Genomic DNA, 14,030 nt, shown 5'->3' on the forward strand with positions numbered 1-14,030 from the left:
GCACTTATGGAATGGGTTAGACAGATATTTGAGTCGAGCGAATTCGGAATGGCAATCCTTCCGGCAAGCATTCTGCTGGGTCTTCTGACGGCATTCAGTTCCTGCTGCAATCTCGGGATAATTGCTGCGATTGCGGGATATGCAGGAAGCCGTGATGATTCGTTCCGTCGCCGCGACGCGATCTTCACGTCCGTCAGCTTCTTATTCGGCACTGTCGTATCACTCGCCATTCTCGGGCTCATTGTTGGCTATTTCGGCAAGTTTGCGAATGCAGGAGTAGGCAGATACGGAACGATGGCTACAGGATTTGCGGCCATAATTTTCGGCTTGGCAACTCTGAACCTGTTGCCGTTTCGTCTGCCATCGATCAACCTGTCAGACAAGTACAAAGCACCCGGCCCCGTTGGCGCTACTCTGTTCGGATTTGCTGTCGGAGCAGCAAGCATTACATGTACACTCGGATGCAGCGGACCGCTGCTTCCGGTCGTATTAGGCATGGCAGCCCTGCGAGGCCAGAGCGCATGGGGCGCAGCGATTCTGACTTCATTCGCCATAGGATACAGCCTGCCGCTTGCATTGCTGATGCTTGGCGTCGGAATGGGGAGAGTGACCACAGTGGTTCAGAGGGCGATCAAGCCGATTCGCATTGTTGCGGGAATTGTACTTATAGGCGTAGGGTTTTGGTTGCTTGCAACTGTATGAGGATAATGGCCAATGGATGATTCAAAGCGAAGCGAATCCGTTCCAGGCACAGCCTGCTGCCAGCCAGATTCAAACCTGGCTGATCTGACAGCAGGCATCGATACTTTTGTACCGTCTCTGGATCATGCATGGATTGTAGGGAGAGTACAGACTGCAATTGGCGAAGTCCCGGTCGTCAGCACTAGTCTGCAGTCATCGGATCGAATCGGATCATGGAAAGCGCGCTGGGGGATCGGCCGGATGAGCTATGTTGTTGCTCCAGGTCTGTACGCTATCGGAAAGCCGACTGAGAAGTCACACGTATTTGTTTCTGCGAACTACAAAATGAGTTTTGATCGAGTCAGGTCCGAGCTTAAGAATATCGATGCGTGGATCATGGTGATCGACACCAAGGGAATCAATGTCTGGTGCGCTGCTGGCAAAGGTACTTTCGGGACGGATGAAATCGTAAGGCGAATTGCGGCGGTGCGACTTAGCGAGGTTGTGTTGCACCGTCGACTGATCCTCCCGCAGCTTGGCGCACCCGGAGTGCGTGCGCACGAAGTGAAGAACAAGAGCGGATTTCACGTAATATATGGTCCGGTGCGCGCATCGGATATCCCGGCATATCTTGAAGCCGGTTTTAAGGCCACGCCGGAAATGAGGCGAATCAGATTTCCTCTTCGCGGCCGCATTGTGCTCGCACCGATCGAGCTGCGACAGACTGAGAAGTATCTCCTTATTGTGGCCGCATGCATGTTGCTACTTTCCGGACTCGGTCCCGGTATATACTCTCTTGACCGCGTTGTGTCGTTTGGATTGGTGAGTGTCGTGCTTTGTGTTCTGACCGCGGTCGCGGGGGCGATACTGCCGCCGTTGCTTCTGCCGTATCTCCCCGGAAAATCATTCTCTGTTAAAGGTGTCTGGATCGGTATTGCGATGTCGGCCTTGCTCGGATGGATCTATCTTGGTAATCCCGATCTGCTGCGGAGCTGGTTCAGCGCCGCCGGATGGTTCTGCGTGATGACGGCGGTCACGAGTTTTATGGCGATGAATTTTACGGGTAGTTCAACTTATACGTCCCTGTCGGGAGTTCTCAGGGAAATGCGGATTGCTGTACCTAGTCAGATCATTGTCGCAGTTGCGGGTGTAGGGCTCTGGACTGCAGGCTTGTTCGTGTAACGGAGGTCATGCTTTGTTCGGATTACAATACTTACCCGATGTCACTACACTCGAACTCGATGTCGACAAATGCACCGGTTGCGGTATGTGCGTTTTCGTCTGCCCTCACGCCGTGATCGCCGTCGAGAAGAAAAAGGCGCGTCTTATGGATCGCAACGCATGCATGGAATGCGGTGCGTGCGCTGGCAACTGCCCTGAAGAGGCACTGACAGTCCGGGCGGGCGTTGGATGCGCATACGGGATCATCATCGGAAAACTGCGAGGGACCGAATCGACCTGCGACTGCGGAGGAGACACTTCCTGCTGCTGATTACCGCTATACTGCGCTTTTCACCTGATCAATCTTCGTGTAATCCAACTCTGAGCCGAATGCGCTGTGCGGAATGATATAGATGGCCAGCGTGACCACCGCGGCAATTACAATCCAGACTCTCCCTTTGCCAACACTCCGCGACCGCCACAGTGCGACTACCCAAAACAGCATCGCAAACGCGGTCTTCGTGTCGGTCAGGTCATGACCGAACGGCCAGCCGGTCCAATATGCGCCAAATGCATACTTCTGGACAATCGGCCCCAGGATCAGCCCGCCGATGAATAGGAGTACTACTGTGGCGAATGTGAACGAGTAGCATCTCTTGCCCCCTGCGACTGCCTCTAACCCCGTTCTTGTCGACAGAAGTATCGCAGAAAACATGAATGCCACATGCAACATCAGTACATACAGCGGTACCGGACCCTTGAATCGAATGATGACAGGCTCATCGGTCAGCGGGTACCTTGTGCCGTCTCCATCGATCAGACTAACCTGATATACGACTTTCCCTGCCGGCGGCTGTTGAGGAATAACAACCACGAGATCATCACCATCCCGCCCGAGCGGCACGGCCGACCAATTGTCATGACTCTTATATCGTCGAAATTGCAGCTCCCCGGAAATGCCCGGATCGGCGACCGTAATGCTCATGATCGCGTCGTCGGTGCTGTTGTGAGTGCGCAGGAGCTTGTACCTTACGTCAATCTGGCCAACCTCAACACTCCCCCGAACCGGACGGGTCGGTCCTGTCAGTCGCTGATACACTGCAGACGAGAGAGTGATCACAATTGTGAGAATCCAGAACACTAATGGGCGTTTCATGAGATTCGCTCCTGATATTCGGCGGTGGCGTACCGCGTTGTTTGCGAGGGCGGGAATCCTTTCCTGCCCGATTCACTCAGCTGTCAGGAAAGGATTCCTGCCACGCACTGATCGAGATCGCCACGTCGCTTCACTCCTCGCGATGACGAATTCTGCGATGCCTATGATTCATCCAACATGCAACAAAGTAGAACTTTTTCTCGTCAGATCAAGCGTAAATTCATAGTTTGAGATGGACCCGAATCGATAAAACGGTGTTTGTTGACAAATGATAGTGCTAATGATATCATTTTGAGTGTATAAGCATTTTGAGAGGCATCAATGAACTGTGTAGCGTGCAAAGAACCGATGATCGTGCTTGAACTCGACGAGATCGAGATTGACCATTGCCTTGATTGCGGCGGCATCTGGCTCGATTCCGGTGAACTCGATCTTCTGATCGATGATCCTTCCAAAGTGAATAATCTGCTCGATCAAGCTGTATCTGAGGCGGAGGTGATGCGCAGTGATCGTAAGTGTCCTATCTGCGGCAAACGCATGGAAGCCGCCCTGTTCGGCACCGACACAAAAATCGAAATCGACCGTTGCACGCAGAATCATGGGCTCTGGTTCGATAAAGGAGAGCTCAGAGAAGTATTAGAAATGTTCAGTGGCGATAAGAGCGGTAAGGTTGTGAAGCTGCTTGAAGACATGTTCAGAAGTGAGTGATCTAAATTAGATAGGAAGGGAATATGGTTGGATTTATCGTACTTGTTGCGATTGTAGCCATTGTCGTCATGTTCGTGGTCGGCATCTACAATTCGCTCGTGAGATTGCGCAATCAGGTCAAGAATGCGTGGTCGCAGATTGATGTGCAGTTGAAAAGACGGCACGATCTCATCCCGAATCTCGTCGAAACCGCCAAAGGCTATATGAAGCATGAACGGGGCACACTCGAGGGCATCACCAATGCCCGCAGCCGGGCGATGTCTGCCGAATCTGTCGGGGACAAAGCGAGAGCCGAGGGCGAACTTTCCGGCGCGATGAGCAAGTTCTTTCTTGTCGTCGAAAACTATCCCGACCTGAAGGCGAATCAGAATTTCCTGGCTGTGCAGGAAGAGCTGACATCGACCGAGAACAAGATCGCGTTTTCGCGACAGGCGTACAACGATCAGGTCCTGTTTTTCAACAACAAGATCCAGATGTTCCCCTCGAACATGATCGCCGGTATGTTCAACTTCAAGGTGGCTGAGTTCTTCGAGCTTGAAGACAAGGGCGAACGGGATGTTCCGAAAGTTGATTTCTCATAGGATTTGCGGGTTCGAGATAGATAAGCTATGTGGGAACTGATTCGACAAAACCAGCGCAAGTCGCTTGTCCTCTTTATCATGATGGGGCTCTGTCTCATCCTGCTTGGGTATCTGGTAGGTGCGGCATTTCTTCCTCCCGACGGCGGCTATATCGGAATATTCCTGGCTTTTGTAATCTGGGGCATCCTTTCGCTGGTCAGCTATTTCAATGGTGATTCGATTGCACTTTCCGTGAGCGGCGCGCGTGAGGTGACTCGCGACGTTCATCCGCAGTTATTCAATGTCGTCGAAGAGATGAAAATCGCCGCATCGCTGCCTGCAATGCCGAAAATCTATATCATCGATTCACCCGCACCGAACGCATTCGCGACCGGTCGCAATCCGGAGAAATGCGCGGTGGCGGTCACGGCAGGGCTTCTTTCGAGACTCACCCGCGACGAACTACAGGGTGTGATAGCGCACGAGATGTCGCATATTCGCAATCGGGATATTTTGTTCATGACGTTCGCGGGGATTATGCTCGGAAGTATCGTGTTGATTTCGCAGATATTCTTGCGCGGGGCGATGTTTGGCGGAGGACGGTCGAGCCGGTATCGTTCGAAAGATTCAGGTGGTGGGCAGGCGCAGCTAATCATGCTTGTTGTCGCAATCGTCGTGGCGATTCTCGCGCCGATTCTCGCGCAGCTTCTATATTTTGCGATCTCACGCAAACGTGAATATCTCGCCGATGCATCCGGTGCACGGCTGACGCGCTATCCCGAAGGGCTGGCGTCGGCGTTGGAGAAGATTTCGCAATCGACCGAAGACATGCCACAGGTTAATAAGGCGACTGCGCCGATGTATATTGCCAATCCGCTCAAAGCGAAAGGGAAGAAGCTTTCCGATCTCACGAGCACGCATCCTCCTATCAGCGAGCGGATCAGGATTCTTCGCACGATGTCGCACGGCGCGAGTCTGATCAATTATCAGGAAGCGTACAATAGGATCAAGGGGCGCGAGATGGCGGTCATTCCGCCGTCGGGACTGAAAGACACTGAGGCGGTGCCGATTCGTGACGGCTTGCGTGAGGCGGTTTCGACCGGAAGGAAGCAGCAGCGCGATGTCGGCGATTTGATGCGCGCGGTCAATAAGTATCTCTTTGTGTCATGCGTCTGCGGATTGCGGATCAAGATTCCGCCCGATTTCAAGAAGAAGACGTTTCCGTGTCCGCGATGCAGCCGCGACATTCAGGTTCCCGTTGCGGAACTTGCGGCTGTCGGTGCGATAGCGGACAGCCTCGGCAAACAGGGGAAAGCCTCACAGCAGGATATGTTCGCACCGGAGATGACATACCATCGCACGACGACCGGCTGGGAATCGTTCAAATGTTCGTGCGGCCATCCGATCCAGATATCACCCGCCTTCAACACATCAGAGATCACCTGCAGCAACTGCAACCGGAAAATCAAGATCGAATCATAGATATCCGTCGGCAGTTGCGCGGGCAGGAATCCCTTCCTGCCCGAATCACGGACTGTCAGGAAAGGATTCCTGACAGCGCTGGGCCGAATAGTGATACATGCCATTCCGTTGAAAAACGGAATCTATCCCGTAGGGCAGCGATCCGAAGCCACGCAACGAGTAACGTAGCGATCCAGTCAATTCCACAGAATCCGCATTCACATGCGAATCCAATTGACAAGTTGGCTTGGTCACCATACTCTTCAGCAATAGCAGCAGCATAATGCAATTCAAGCAGGGATGTCTGTGAGCGAAAAGCAACTCAAAGCTATATTAAGAAAGTTCCTTAGGGGAGTAGCCAAAGTGCCAGAAGAGAGCAGTGCGGCTGCTGGGCCGCGCTATCCGACATATGAAAGTATTATACCAGTTGACTTGCTAACTGAGAAGATGAAGAAACTTGACCATACTTGGCTTTGTCTGGAAGGCGATACGTGCAAAGAGTACAATGCAATTCTAGAGAATCTGACACATGATCGCTCAACCGAATATCTCAAAGACAAAGAAGTCAAAAACAAGATGTGGTATCAACTATGTGATGTTTGGGTGAATCGTGTTGAGTATCGCGACGCAATGAGACTAAATATCCGCATTGATCAGTTCATCGAAGACGTGTGTAAACCGCTCAAGAGATACCACGTCGTATACAGGGTATGTAGTCTAGAAATCGAAAACGCACCCATAGTGATCGGCGACTTCGGCATTACTGGGTTCAATGCACTTGAACTAGTAGAGTGTGGCATGGCTGAGAGCTCGGGGCGCTATAAAGAACTCGCATTGCATTTTGACGGCGCTACAGTCATGCGAGTAGAAGAGGAAGGCACTGGACTGGATCAAGTGTTTCAGCGCGCTACTTCCAAGGCCAGGATGAACATAAACATGTTAAGGACGATCTTAACTGAGAATCGCTTTGTCCATGACGAGAATCTTCTCTTTGACCTGTCGGATCGTGCGTTCATAATTGACACGTCAACCAACGAGATCGTAAGTTCACGGTGGACACGCCATCGTGATGCGTGGGGCATGCACCTAGGCAAGGATATAATCGAAAGCTGCGGCCCAGCATTCGCTGTTGCAGAAGGGATAGAGAAGTTACCAACCAAGATCAAAGTCGCTGCTTTGAGAGCGATCAACTGGATCGGAAATGCGATAAGGGAAGAAGAGCTTGATCTAAAGGTCATCTACCTTTGCAGCGCTCTGGAGTGTTTGTTAACAACAAGGGATGATAGGATGAAAGGAGAGAGGATTGCATACAGAATGGTCCTTCTGAGTGCTGTCCAGAAGGAGCACTTCTTGAATCCGTCGAAGATTCTCTGGATTTACAAGTTACGTTCGAAAGTGATTCACGGAAGTGATATGTTTCTGATGACCAAGTCGCACTACAACACAATGCTACTTGCTGCAAGATGGACCTTGTTCGGATTTGTCAAACTTGCACAGAGCGCTGCCGTCGCGAATCTCTCTAATTTGTTTGACATTCTCAGGTCATCTGAAGAAGCCAGCGAACTGGTAACTTGGCTAGATCAATCCCATGATCCAGAAGCTCGGGATATTTCTTCCGCGCTCAGAGATGACATGCATCCGACAACGGAATGACATGCGGCGATGTGCGGTTAATTGATCGTCGGTTTCTCCCTCATCGACAGCGCAATCCGGTTGCGAGGGAGGTCGATTTCGAGGACGGTGACCGTGACTTTCTGATGCACTTTGACAACATCCGAAGGGTGGCTCACAAACCGATCCGCGAGTTCGCTGATGTGCACGAGGCCGTCCTGATGCACGCCGATGTCGACAAACGCGCCGAAATTCGTGACGTTGGTGACAATCCCCGGAAGCACCATGCCAACCTCGAGATCATCGATTTTCTGCACCGATTCGTCGAAGCTGAATGACTCGTACTCGCTACGCGGGTCGCGTCCCGGTTTCGCAAGTTCATCCATGATGTCGCGCAGAGTCGGCATTCCGACTTTGTCGGTGATATATTGTTTCAGATCGATCTTGCTGCGAAGGCTATCGTCGGTCATCAAATCCTCGACCGTGCAGCCGAGATCGCTCGCCATCTTCTCGACAACATGATAGCTCTCCGGATGCACCGCGCTACGGTCGAGCGGATTGTCGGAATCGGCGATCCGCAGGAATCCCGCCGCCTGCTCGAACGCCTTCGGTCCGAGCCGTGTAACTTTCGTGAGCGTATGACGTGATCTAAACGCGCCCTTCTCATCGCGGTATGCGACAATGTTCTTCGCAAGGCTCGGTCCGAGACCGGAAACATACGTCAGCAACTGCTTGCTTGCGGTGTTGACCTCGACGCCGACCGCGTTAACACAGCTCATCACGGTGTCATCGAGACCCTGCTTGAGCGCGGACTGATCGACATCGTGCTGATACTGCCCGACACCGATCGACTTCGGATCGATCTTCACCAGTTCTGCGAGCGGGTCTATCAGACGGCGACCAATCGACACCGCACCGCGCACGGTGATATCCTGATCGGGGAATTCCTCGCGCGCAACTTCGGAAGCCGAATATACCGACGCGCCCGATTCGTTGACCATCTCGATCTGAATATGATCCGGCAGGCCGATTGCGCGCACAAATGCCTCAGTCTCGCGTCCGGCTGTGCCGTTTCCGATTGCGATCACCTGGATCTTGTACTTCCCGCAGAGCGCTTCGATCTCGTTTGCAGCATCGCTCTTCTGCTTCTCGCTACCGGTCGGGAATATCGTTGTGTTGTAATTGAACTTGCCCTGCTTGTCGAGGCAGACGACTTTGCATCCGGTGCGGAATCCGGGATCGATCGCGAGGACATTCTTCCTGCCGAGCGGAGACGCCATCAGGAGTTCGCGCAGGTTGTCAGCGAAGACCTTGATCGCCTCTTCATCCGCCCAGAGCTTGGAGTCAGCTCGAATCTCTGTCTCCATCGCGGGTGAGAGGAGGCGCTTGTAGCCATCCTGCACTGCGAGCCGGACCTGCTCCGATGCGGCATTGTCGCCGGTGACAAACATCTCATCGAGAATCGCAAGCGCATCCTCCTCGGGCGGTGCAATGTGCAGGCTCAGGATCGATTCGTTTTCACCGCGTCGCAGTGCGAGAATCCTGTGCGACGCTGCGCCGGTTATCGGTTCTTCCCAATCGAAATAGTCAGAGTACTTTGCGCCTTCGGTCTCCTTACCGGAAATCACCTTGGATTGAATCACGCCCTGCTCGGTAAACAGTCTGCGCATTTTCGCGCGGGCGTCGCTATCCTCGTTGATCCATTCGGAAATGACATCTCGCGCACCGGATAGTGCATCCTCGATAGTCTCGACTTCTTTCTCAGGATCGATGAACGAGTCTGCTTCGAGTTCGGGATCGATATCATCCTGTTCGAAGATCAGTTCGGCGAGCGGTTCGAGCCCACGTTCGCGCGCGATTGTGGCACGTGTGCGGCGTTTCGGACGGTACGGCAAATAGATATCTTCGAGCACCGCAATCGATTCGGCGGCTTCAAGTTCCTGCTTCAGCTCGTCGGTGAGCAAGTCGCGCTCTTCGAGCGATTTCAGAATCGCCTCACGCCGTTTGTCCAATTCACGGAGCTGTGCGATTCTATCGCGAATGTTCGTTATCGCGACTTCGTCAAGACTGCCGGTTGCCTCTTTGCGATACCGTGCGATAAACGGAACGGTGGCGGCGTCGTCGAGAAGCGAAAGTGTCGCTTCGATCTGATTAGAGGCAAGGCTCAGTTCGGTGGCTATTTTTGCTGTATGTACGCTGTTCATTTTCGTCCTCGGTAAGATGCCTGCATTATCTCATAAAGATATGTCCAATGAGGAGAAAAAGAAACAGAAATTGCGCGGGAAGATGGCAGGTTTCGGGGAAACCTGCCTTACAGTACATCTCATCGCGGGGCGCGGCGCGACGTGGCAATCTTTATGTCAATCATCAGGGCGTGCAGGAAAGGGTTCCTGCCCGCGCAGAAGATGGCAGGCTTCGGGGAATCCTGCCCTACGATGCTCAACAAGAGTCCGTCATTGCGAGGAGCGAAGCGACGTGGCAATCTTTATGTCAGTCATCAGAGCGTGCAGGGTTCCTGCCCGCGCAGAAGATGGCAGGCTTCGGGGAATCCTGCCCGCGCATGATGCTTGCGGGAAGATGGCAGACTTCGTGGAATCCTGCCCTTGATTGTATTCCTTCTTCGTCAGCGAGAAATACCCTACGCCTTCGAGTAGCGCCAGGTCGGGTGGCAGATCGTGAACTGTCCAGCGGAACTTCATCCCGATTTTCTCTAGAACTTTCGCCGATGCCGGATTGTCGGGCAGCGTTATCGCGACGATGCGATCCAGGCCGATTGTCTCAAAGCCATGTTGGAGCATCGCATCTGCGGCTTCTGTCGCAATCCCCTGTCCCCAATAATCCTGCGAAAAACCGTAGTAGATCTCAGTCTCTGTAGTATTGATCGGAAGAGGGCCGAGGCCGACCCATCCTGCGAGTCGGCCATCAGCTTTGTGCATAACTGCAAGAGAGAATCTGACGATGTCGTCGGGCCTGTTCAGTCCGTACGATTCAACCATTTTCTTGAATCTGGGCGCAATCTCATCCTTCGGCCGAACCGTCTCGCCGACCCATTTGACGACTTCTTCCTGACTCACAATGTCATAGAATCCGTCGAGATCGTCGATCGCGTATTGCCGAATCAGCAGTCGTTCAGTCTCCAGATGAACGTTTTCGAACATTGGCTATTTCTCTCCACGCATCTTGTATCGCTGTCGCATCGACTTGGTGATCTTCTTCCACTTGGCGGTCTCAACAAGACGCGCCTTCTGATCCTTACGGATAGACAGATACTTAAGTTCCTTCTGGAGTCTTCCGTAACTATCGAATCGATCCCGGTCGAGAGTACCGTCCTCCAGTGCCTGTTCGACCGCGCATCCCGGCTCACCCTGATGCCTGCAATTCCTGAATCGGCACTGATCAGCGATCTCCTCAACATCAGCGAATGTCCTGCTCAATCCCTCGTCGTCAGACCAGAGTTGAATCTCTCGTATGCCGGGAGTGTCGATCACTATGCCACCTGATGGCAATATAATCATCTCCCGCTGGGTCGTCGTGTGCCGACCGCGCTGGTCGTGTACGCGGAGTCCACCGACTTTCAGAAGATCGTCTCCGAGAAGGCCGTTGATGATTGTCGATTTGCCGACACCGGATGATCCGAGAAAGACGACGGTGCTGCCCCGTGCCAGATACTGTTGCAGCGCATCGAGGCCGGTCTTCTCAATGGCGCTCACCGCGTGAACCGGGACGCCCATTGCGACTGTTTCGACCTCTTCGATAGGCTCTTCCAAATTCCGGCAGACATCTGCCTTGTTGAGAATGACAACCGGGTTTGCGCCGCTATCCCACGCTATCGCTACATAGCGTTCGATTCGACGGATGTTGAAGTCCCTGTCAAGACCGCTTACAAGAAACGCTGTATCGATATTCGCAGCCAGAATTTGCTCTTCGGTCTCGCCTCCGATACCCTTGCGCCCCCCGGCAAGAATTGCCTTACGAGAGAAACAGCTCTTCCTCGGAAGAATCTTGTGGATTATCGCCTTGCCTTCATGAGGTCTCGCTGTGACGACCACCCAGTCTCCAACCGCAGGATACTCCGCCATGAAGACTGATTCATGTTGAAGCTTCCCGGAGATTTCGGCTGTCATGCTGCCATGCGAGCAATGGATATCATAGCGTCCCTTGTGCTGACATGCAATTCTGGCAGGTATGAAATCGCCTCTCTTTGAATCTCCGAAGTGTTTCTCAAAGAAGCTATTCCAACCTAATTCATTTATGTTCATCGCTGTAGTCCTCTTTGCATTGGGCATGCAAATGATTGACTGAATTGTTGTGATACGCAAAGGATACAGTTGGTCTGCTTATGTTTCACCTCTGCGAATTCCTCAGATTTTCAGAATCCATGTATACATATTCATCGACCGACATTATATGCTCCTTTCGATGGAAAGATTGCCGTGACACTGTTATCCACGGCTCTGCGGTAAGTTCAACAAAAAGCCGCGGGCGCAAATCACGCCTGCGGATACAATCCGGATATAAAATACCCTCGCTTGGTGGAAGATAGCGGTCTGCTGAATCTCAGATCAGTCGTCCAGAATCAGACATTCCCGAGGCGTGAATCTACATTTTCTGTGTTCACAATCACTGTCATAAATCACGCCTCCTTTCAGGAGAATATGGTTAAACTCTATCTGTCAACGTCCTTAGGGTACTCTAAAACCGAGTTTTGTCAAGTGAAATCGGGCGACGACAGAGAGCGAACGGATCTGCGTCAACGAACGTCGATGATCGGCATCTAAGCGGGAGCTTGCTCCTGCACCGTCGATATCTCTTCAGATTCCGTGTCCTGTGGTGCAACTTCGAGCATACATCTGGACCAGATGCCGTACATCTCTTTTTCACTCGTGCGGGCATTGATAACCATGTCCGCAGCACCCTTATTGATCATGTTCGTGAAGCACCTCAGCACTACCGGATCAAAAGATGATCCCGATTCCTCGGCCATCATTTCGAGCGCTTTCTGAGGTTCAAATGCCGACCTGTAGATCCGGTCCGAGGTCAAAGCGTCAAAGACATCCGCTACACAGATTATCCTGGCACCAAGGGGGATATCTTCACCCTTCAACCCGAGAGGATACCCGCGGCCATCGAATTTCTCGTGATGGTGGAGAATGAGCGGCTTGACATCCCAGGGGAACTCTTTGCCTCTCAGCAATTCAACACCGAGTTCCGAATGTCTCTTGATAAATGCAAATTCAGATTCGGATAGCTTGCCCGGCTTCTTGAGAATATTATCCTCTACGCCGATTTTACCGATGTCATGGAGAAGGGCTCCGGCCACTATAGTCTTAAGCATGCCGCTGTGCAGTCCGAGTTCCTTGGCGAGAAGCAGGGCAAGGGAAGCGACCCTGTCGGAATGACCCTTGGTATACTTATCTTTGAGATCGACTTCATTCGCCATCGAATCGAAGATTTCGAGATACAAGACCTCAATTGAGCCGATGATGCCTTCAGTCTTTTCACGTTTCCCTTCAGCTTTCAAGTTGTTGTATATCTGGTAGGAGGATTCCAGATCACTCAGGGCATCGAAATGCCGCCCGACTGTGCTCAATAATGTTCCTCGTTCAAGCAGCACATCTGCTTCAAGAAACCGGGCACCGATCTGCCGGCTTAGATCGTAAGCTTCGTCAAAAGACTCCAACGCAGAATCATAGTCGCTATCATAGCATGCGATTTTCCCTGCTATCTTCTTGATTTCGACCAGGTGGCTGTTCGTGAGATTGGACTCAATAAGGTAACTTTCAGCACGTTGGCAGTGTTCCTTCGCTTTATCCGGCGTTCCTCTCTTTAGATAGAGATCTGCCAGATTGATGTCTACTATCAGAGTCAGCGAAGCATCCTTGATTTGAGTCGCGATCTCGTGAGCTTCCCTGAAGAAAGTGAAGGCTTCGTCATTCATTCCCTTCTCCGCGAGTGTGATTGCGACGTTGTTCTTTGTATAGGCGCTTTTTCTGATCTCATTCTGCGATGTATAGACTTCCAGAGATTTATGGAACAGTTCCAGCGCTCGTTCGCAATCACCCCTCATGTTCATGATAGATCCAAGGTTGTTCACAAGATCCGCATAGAGAATGAGATCGCCTATCTCCTGCGCCACTGCAATGGCTTCCTGGTATGTCATCTCAGCTTCCTCGAGTTCGCCCAGTTCGATATATATGACTCCCAGGTTTCGTAACGCTTTGCACATTCCGGTCTTGTCCTCGATCCTGCGATAAACGCCGATCGCCCTCTGAATATATCCCAGAGCGCGGTCGTAGTCACCCTGCTTGCACAGCAACTGACCGATCTGAGCAAATGTTTCGGATTTGTATGAAAGGTGGCTCGTGTCGCGGCAAAACTTCAGAATCTTCTGATATTCCTCGATTGCCTGATCCAGTTTGCCTTGCAGAGCGAGAGCCTTGCCCTTTTCCTGGTGCAATTCAAAGCGGAGCGGAAGAGAGAACTCGGGAAGACCTTTGGAATCCCAGATTTCTTCGAGAGTGCAAAGGTAGTCAATTGCCTTATCGTAGTCGAATGACCTGGAGGCATCCTTTGCAAGAGTCATCAGATTTCGTAGTGTGCTTGCCCAGTCAGGTTCAGAATGAGCCTTTCCAAAAAGAGCGGGAGCATCAGGTTTGGTGTCGGAATATCTGAATGACTTGTTCATCGTATTG

General features: G+C 52.1%; 12 protein-coding genes. 7 read left to right on the top strand and 5 right to left on the bottom strand.

Going from position 1 to position 14,030, the window contains the following annotated elements; genetic code table 11:
• Window positions 1-6: 6 nt before the first annotated feature.
• The 3 genes from KKH67_10120 to KKH67_10130 are packed head-to-tail and all read left to right on the top strand — an operon-like array spanning window position 7 to window position 2,173.
• Complete coding sequence (locus tag KKH67_10120) at window positions 7-702, top strand: hypothetical protein (protein MBU1319532.1); 696 nt, start codon at window positions 7-9, stop codon at window positions 700-702.
• A gap of 12 nt (window positions 703-714) precedes the next feature.
• Window positions 715-1,863 carry an acetyl-CoA synthase subunit gamma gene (locus KKH67_10125; protein ID MBU1319533.1) on the top strand — a complete coding sequence of 383 codons (1,149 nt, stop codon included), beginning with the start codon at window positions 715-717 and terminating at the stop codon, window positions 1,861-1,863.
• A gap of 13 nt (window positions 1,864-1,876) precedes the next feature.
• Window positions 1,877-2,173, top strand: coding sequence for a 4Fe-4S binding protein (locus KKH67_10130; GenBank protein ID MBU1319534.1), 297 nt, complete (start codon window positions 1,877-1,879; stop codon window positions 2,171-2,173).
• 6 nt (window positions 2,174-2,179) lie between these two features.
• On the opposite strand, the gene KKH67_10135 is transcribed toward KKH67_10130, so the two are convergent.
• Window positions 2,180-2,998 (bottom strand): hypothetical protein, encoded by an 819-nt coding sequence (locus KKH67_10135; GenBank protein MBU1319535.1) that lies wholly within the window; start codon window positions 2,996-2,998, stop codon window positions 2,180-2,182.
• 321 nt (window positions 2,999-3,319) lie between these two features.
• Between KKH67_10135 and KKH67_10140 the strand changes: the two genes are divergently transcribed.
• The 4 genes from KKH67_10140 (at window position 3,320) to KKH67_10155 (ending at window position 7,380) form a co-directional block, all read left to right on the top strand.
• Entirely contained in the window at window positions 3,320-3,706 is a 387-nt protein-coding gene (locus tag KKH67_10140) for a zf-TFIIB domain-containing protein (GenBank protein MBU1319536.1), read from the top strand.
• A 23-nt stretch (window positions 3,707-3,729) separates the two neighbouring features.
• Window positions 3,730-4,287 carry a LemA family protein gene (locus KKH67_10145; protein ID MBU1319537.1) on the top strand — a complete coding sequence of 186 codons (558 nt, stop codon included), beginning with the start codon at window positions 3,730-3,732 and terminating at the stop codon, window positions 4,285-4,287.
• A gap of 27 nt (window positions 4,288-4,314) precedes the next feature.
• Window positions 4,315-5,748, top strand: coding sequence for a M48 family metallopeptidase (locus tag KKH67_10150; GenBank protein ID MBU1319538.1), 1,434 nt, complete (start codon window positions 4,315-4,317; stop codon window positions 5,746-5,748).
• Between the two features lie 285 nt (window positions 5,749-6,033).
• The gene (locus KKH67_10155) at window positions 6,034-7,380 is read left to right on the top strand and encodes a hypothetical protein (protein MBU1319539.1); all 1,347 of its coding nucleotides are present in this window, start codon (window positions 6,034-6,036) and stop codon (window positions 7,378-7,380) included.
• Window positions 7,381-7,397: 17 nt separating this feature from the next.
• On the opposite strand, the gene KKH67_10160 is transcribed toward KKH67_10155, so the two are convergent.
• The 4 genes from KKH67_10160 to KKH67_10175 form a co-directional block, all read right to left on the bottom strand.
• Complete coding sequence (locus KKH67_10160; GenBank protein MBU1319540.1) at window positions 7,398-9,542, bottom strand: RNA-binding transcriptional accessory protein; 2,145 nt, start codon at window positions 9,540-9,542, stop codon at window positions 7,398-7,400.
• A 249-nt stretch (window positions 9,543-9,791) separates the two neighbouring features.
• Window positions 9,792-10,496, bottom strand: coding sequence for a GNAT family N-acetyltransferase (locus KKH67_10165; protein ID MBU1319541.1), 705 nt, complete (start codon window positions 10,494-10,496; stop codon window positions 9,792-9,794).
• 3 nt (window positions 10,497-10,499) lie between these two features.
• Window positions 10,500-11,597 (bottom strand): ribosome small subunit-dependent GTPase A, encoded by a 1,098-nt coding sequence (gene rsgA / locus KKH67_10170; GenBank protein ID MBU1319542.1) that lies wholly within the window; start codon window positions 11,595-11,597, stop codon window positions 10,500-10,502.
• 515 nt (window positions 11,598-12,112) lie between these two features.
• Window positions 12,113-14,023, bottom strand: coding sequence for a tetratricopeptide repeat protein (locus tag KKH67_10175; GenBank protein MBU1319543.1), 1,911 nt, complete (start codon window positions 14,021-14,023; stop codon window positions 12,113-12,115).
• Between the last annotated feature and the right edge of the window lie 7 nt (window positions 14,024-14,030).

This window comes from Candidatus Zixiibacteriota bacterium, from assembly GCA_018820315.1.
GTDB lineage: Bacteria > Zixibacteria > MSB-5A5 > JAABVY01 > JAHJOQ01 > JAHJOQ01.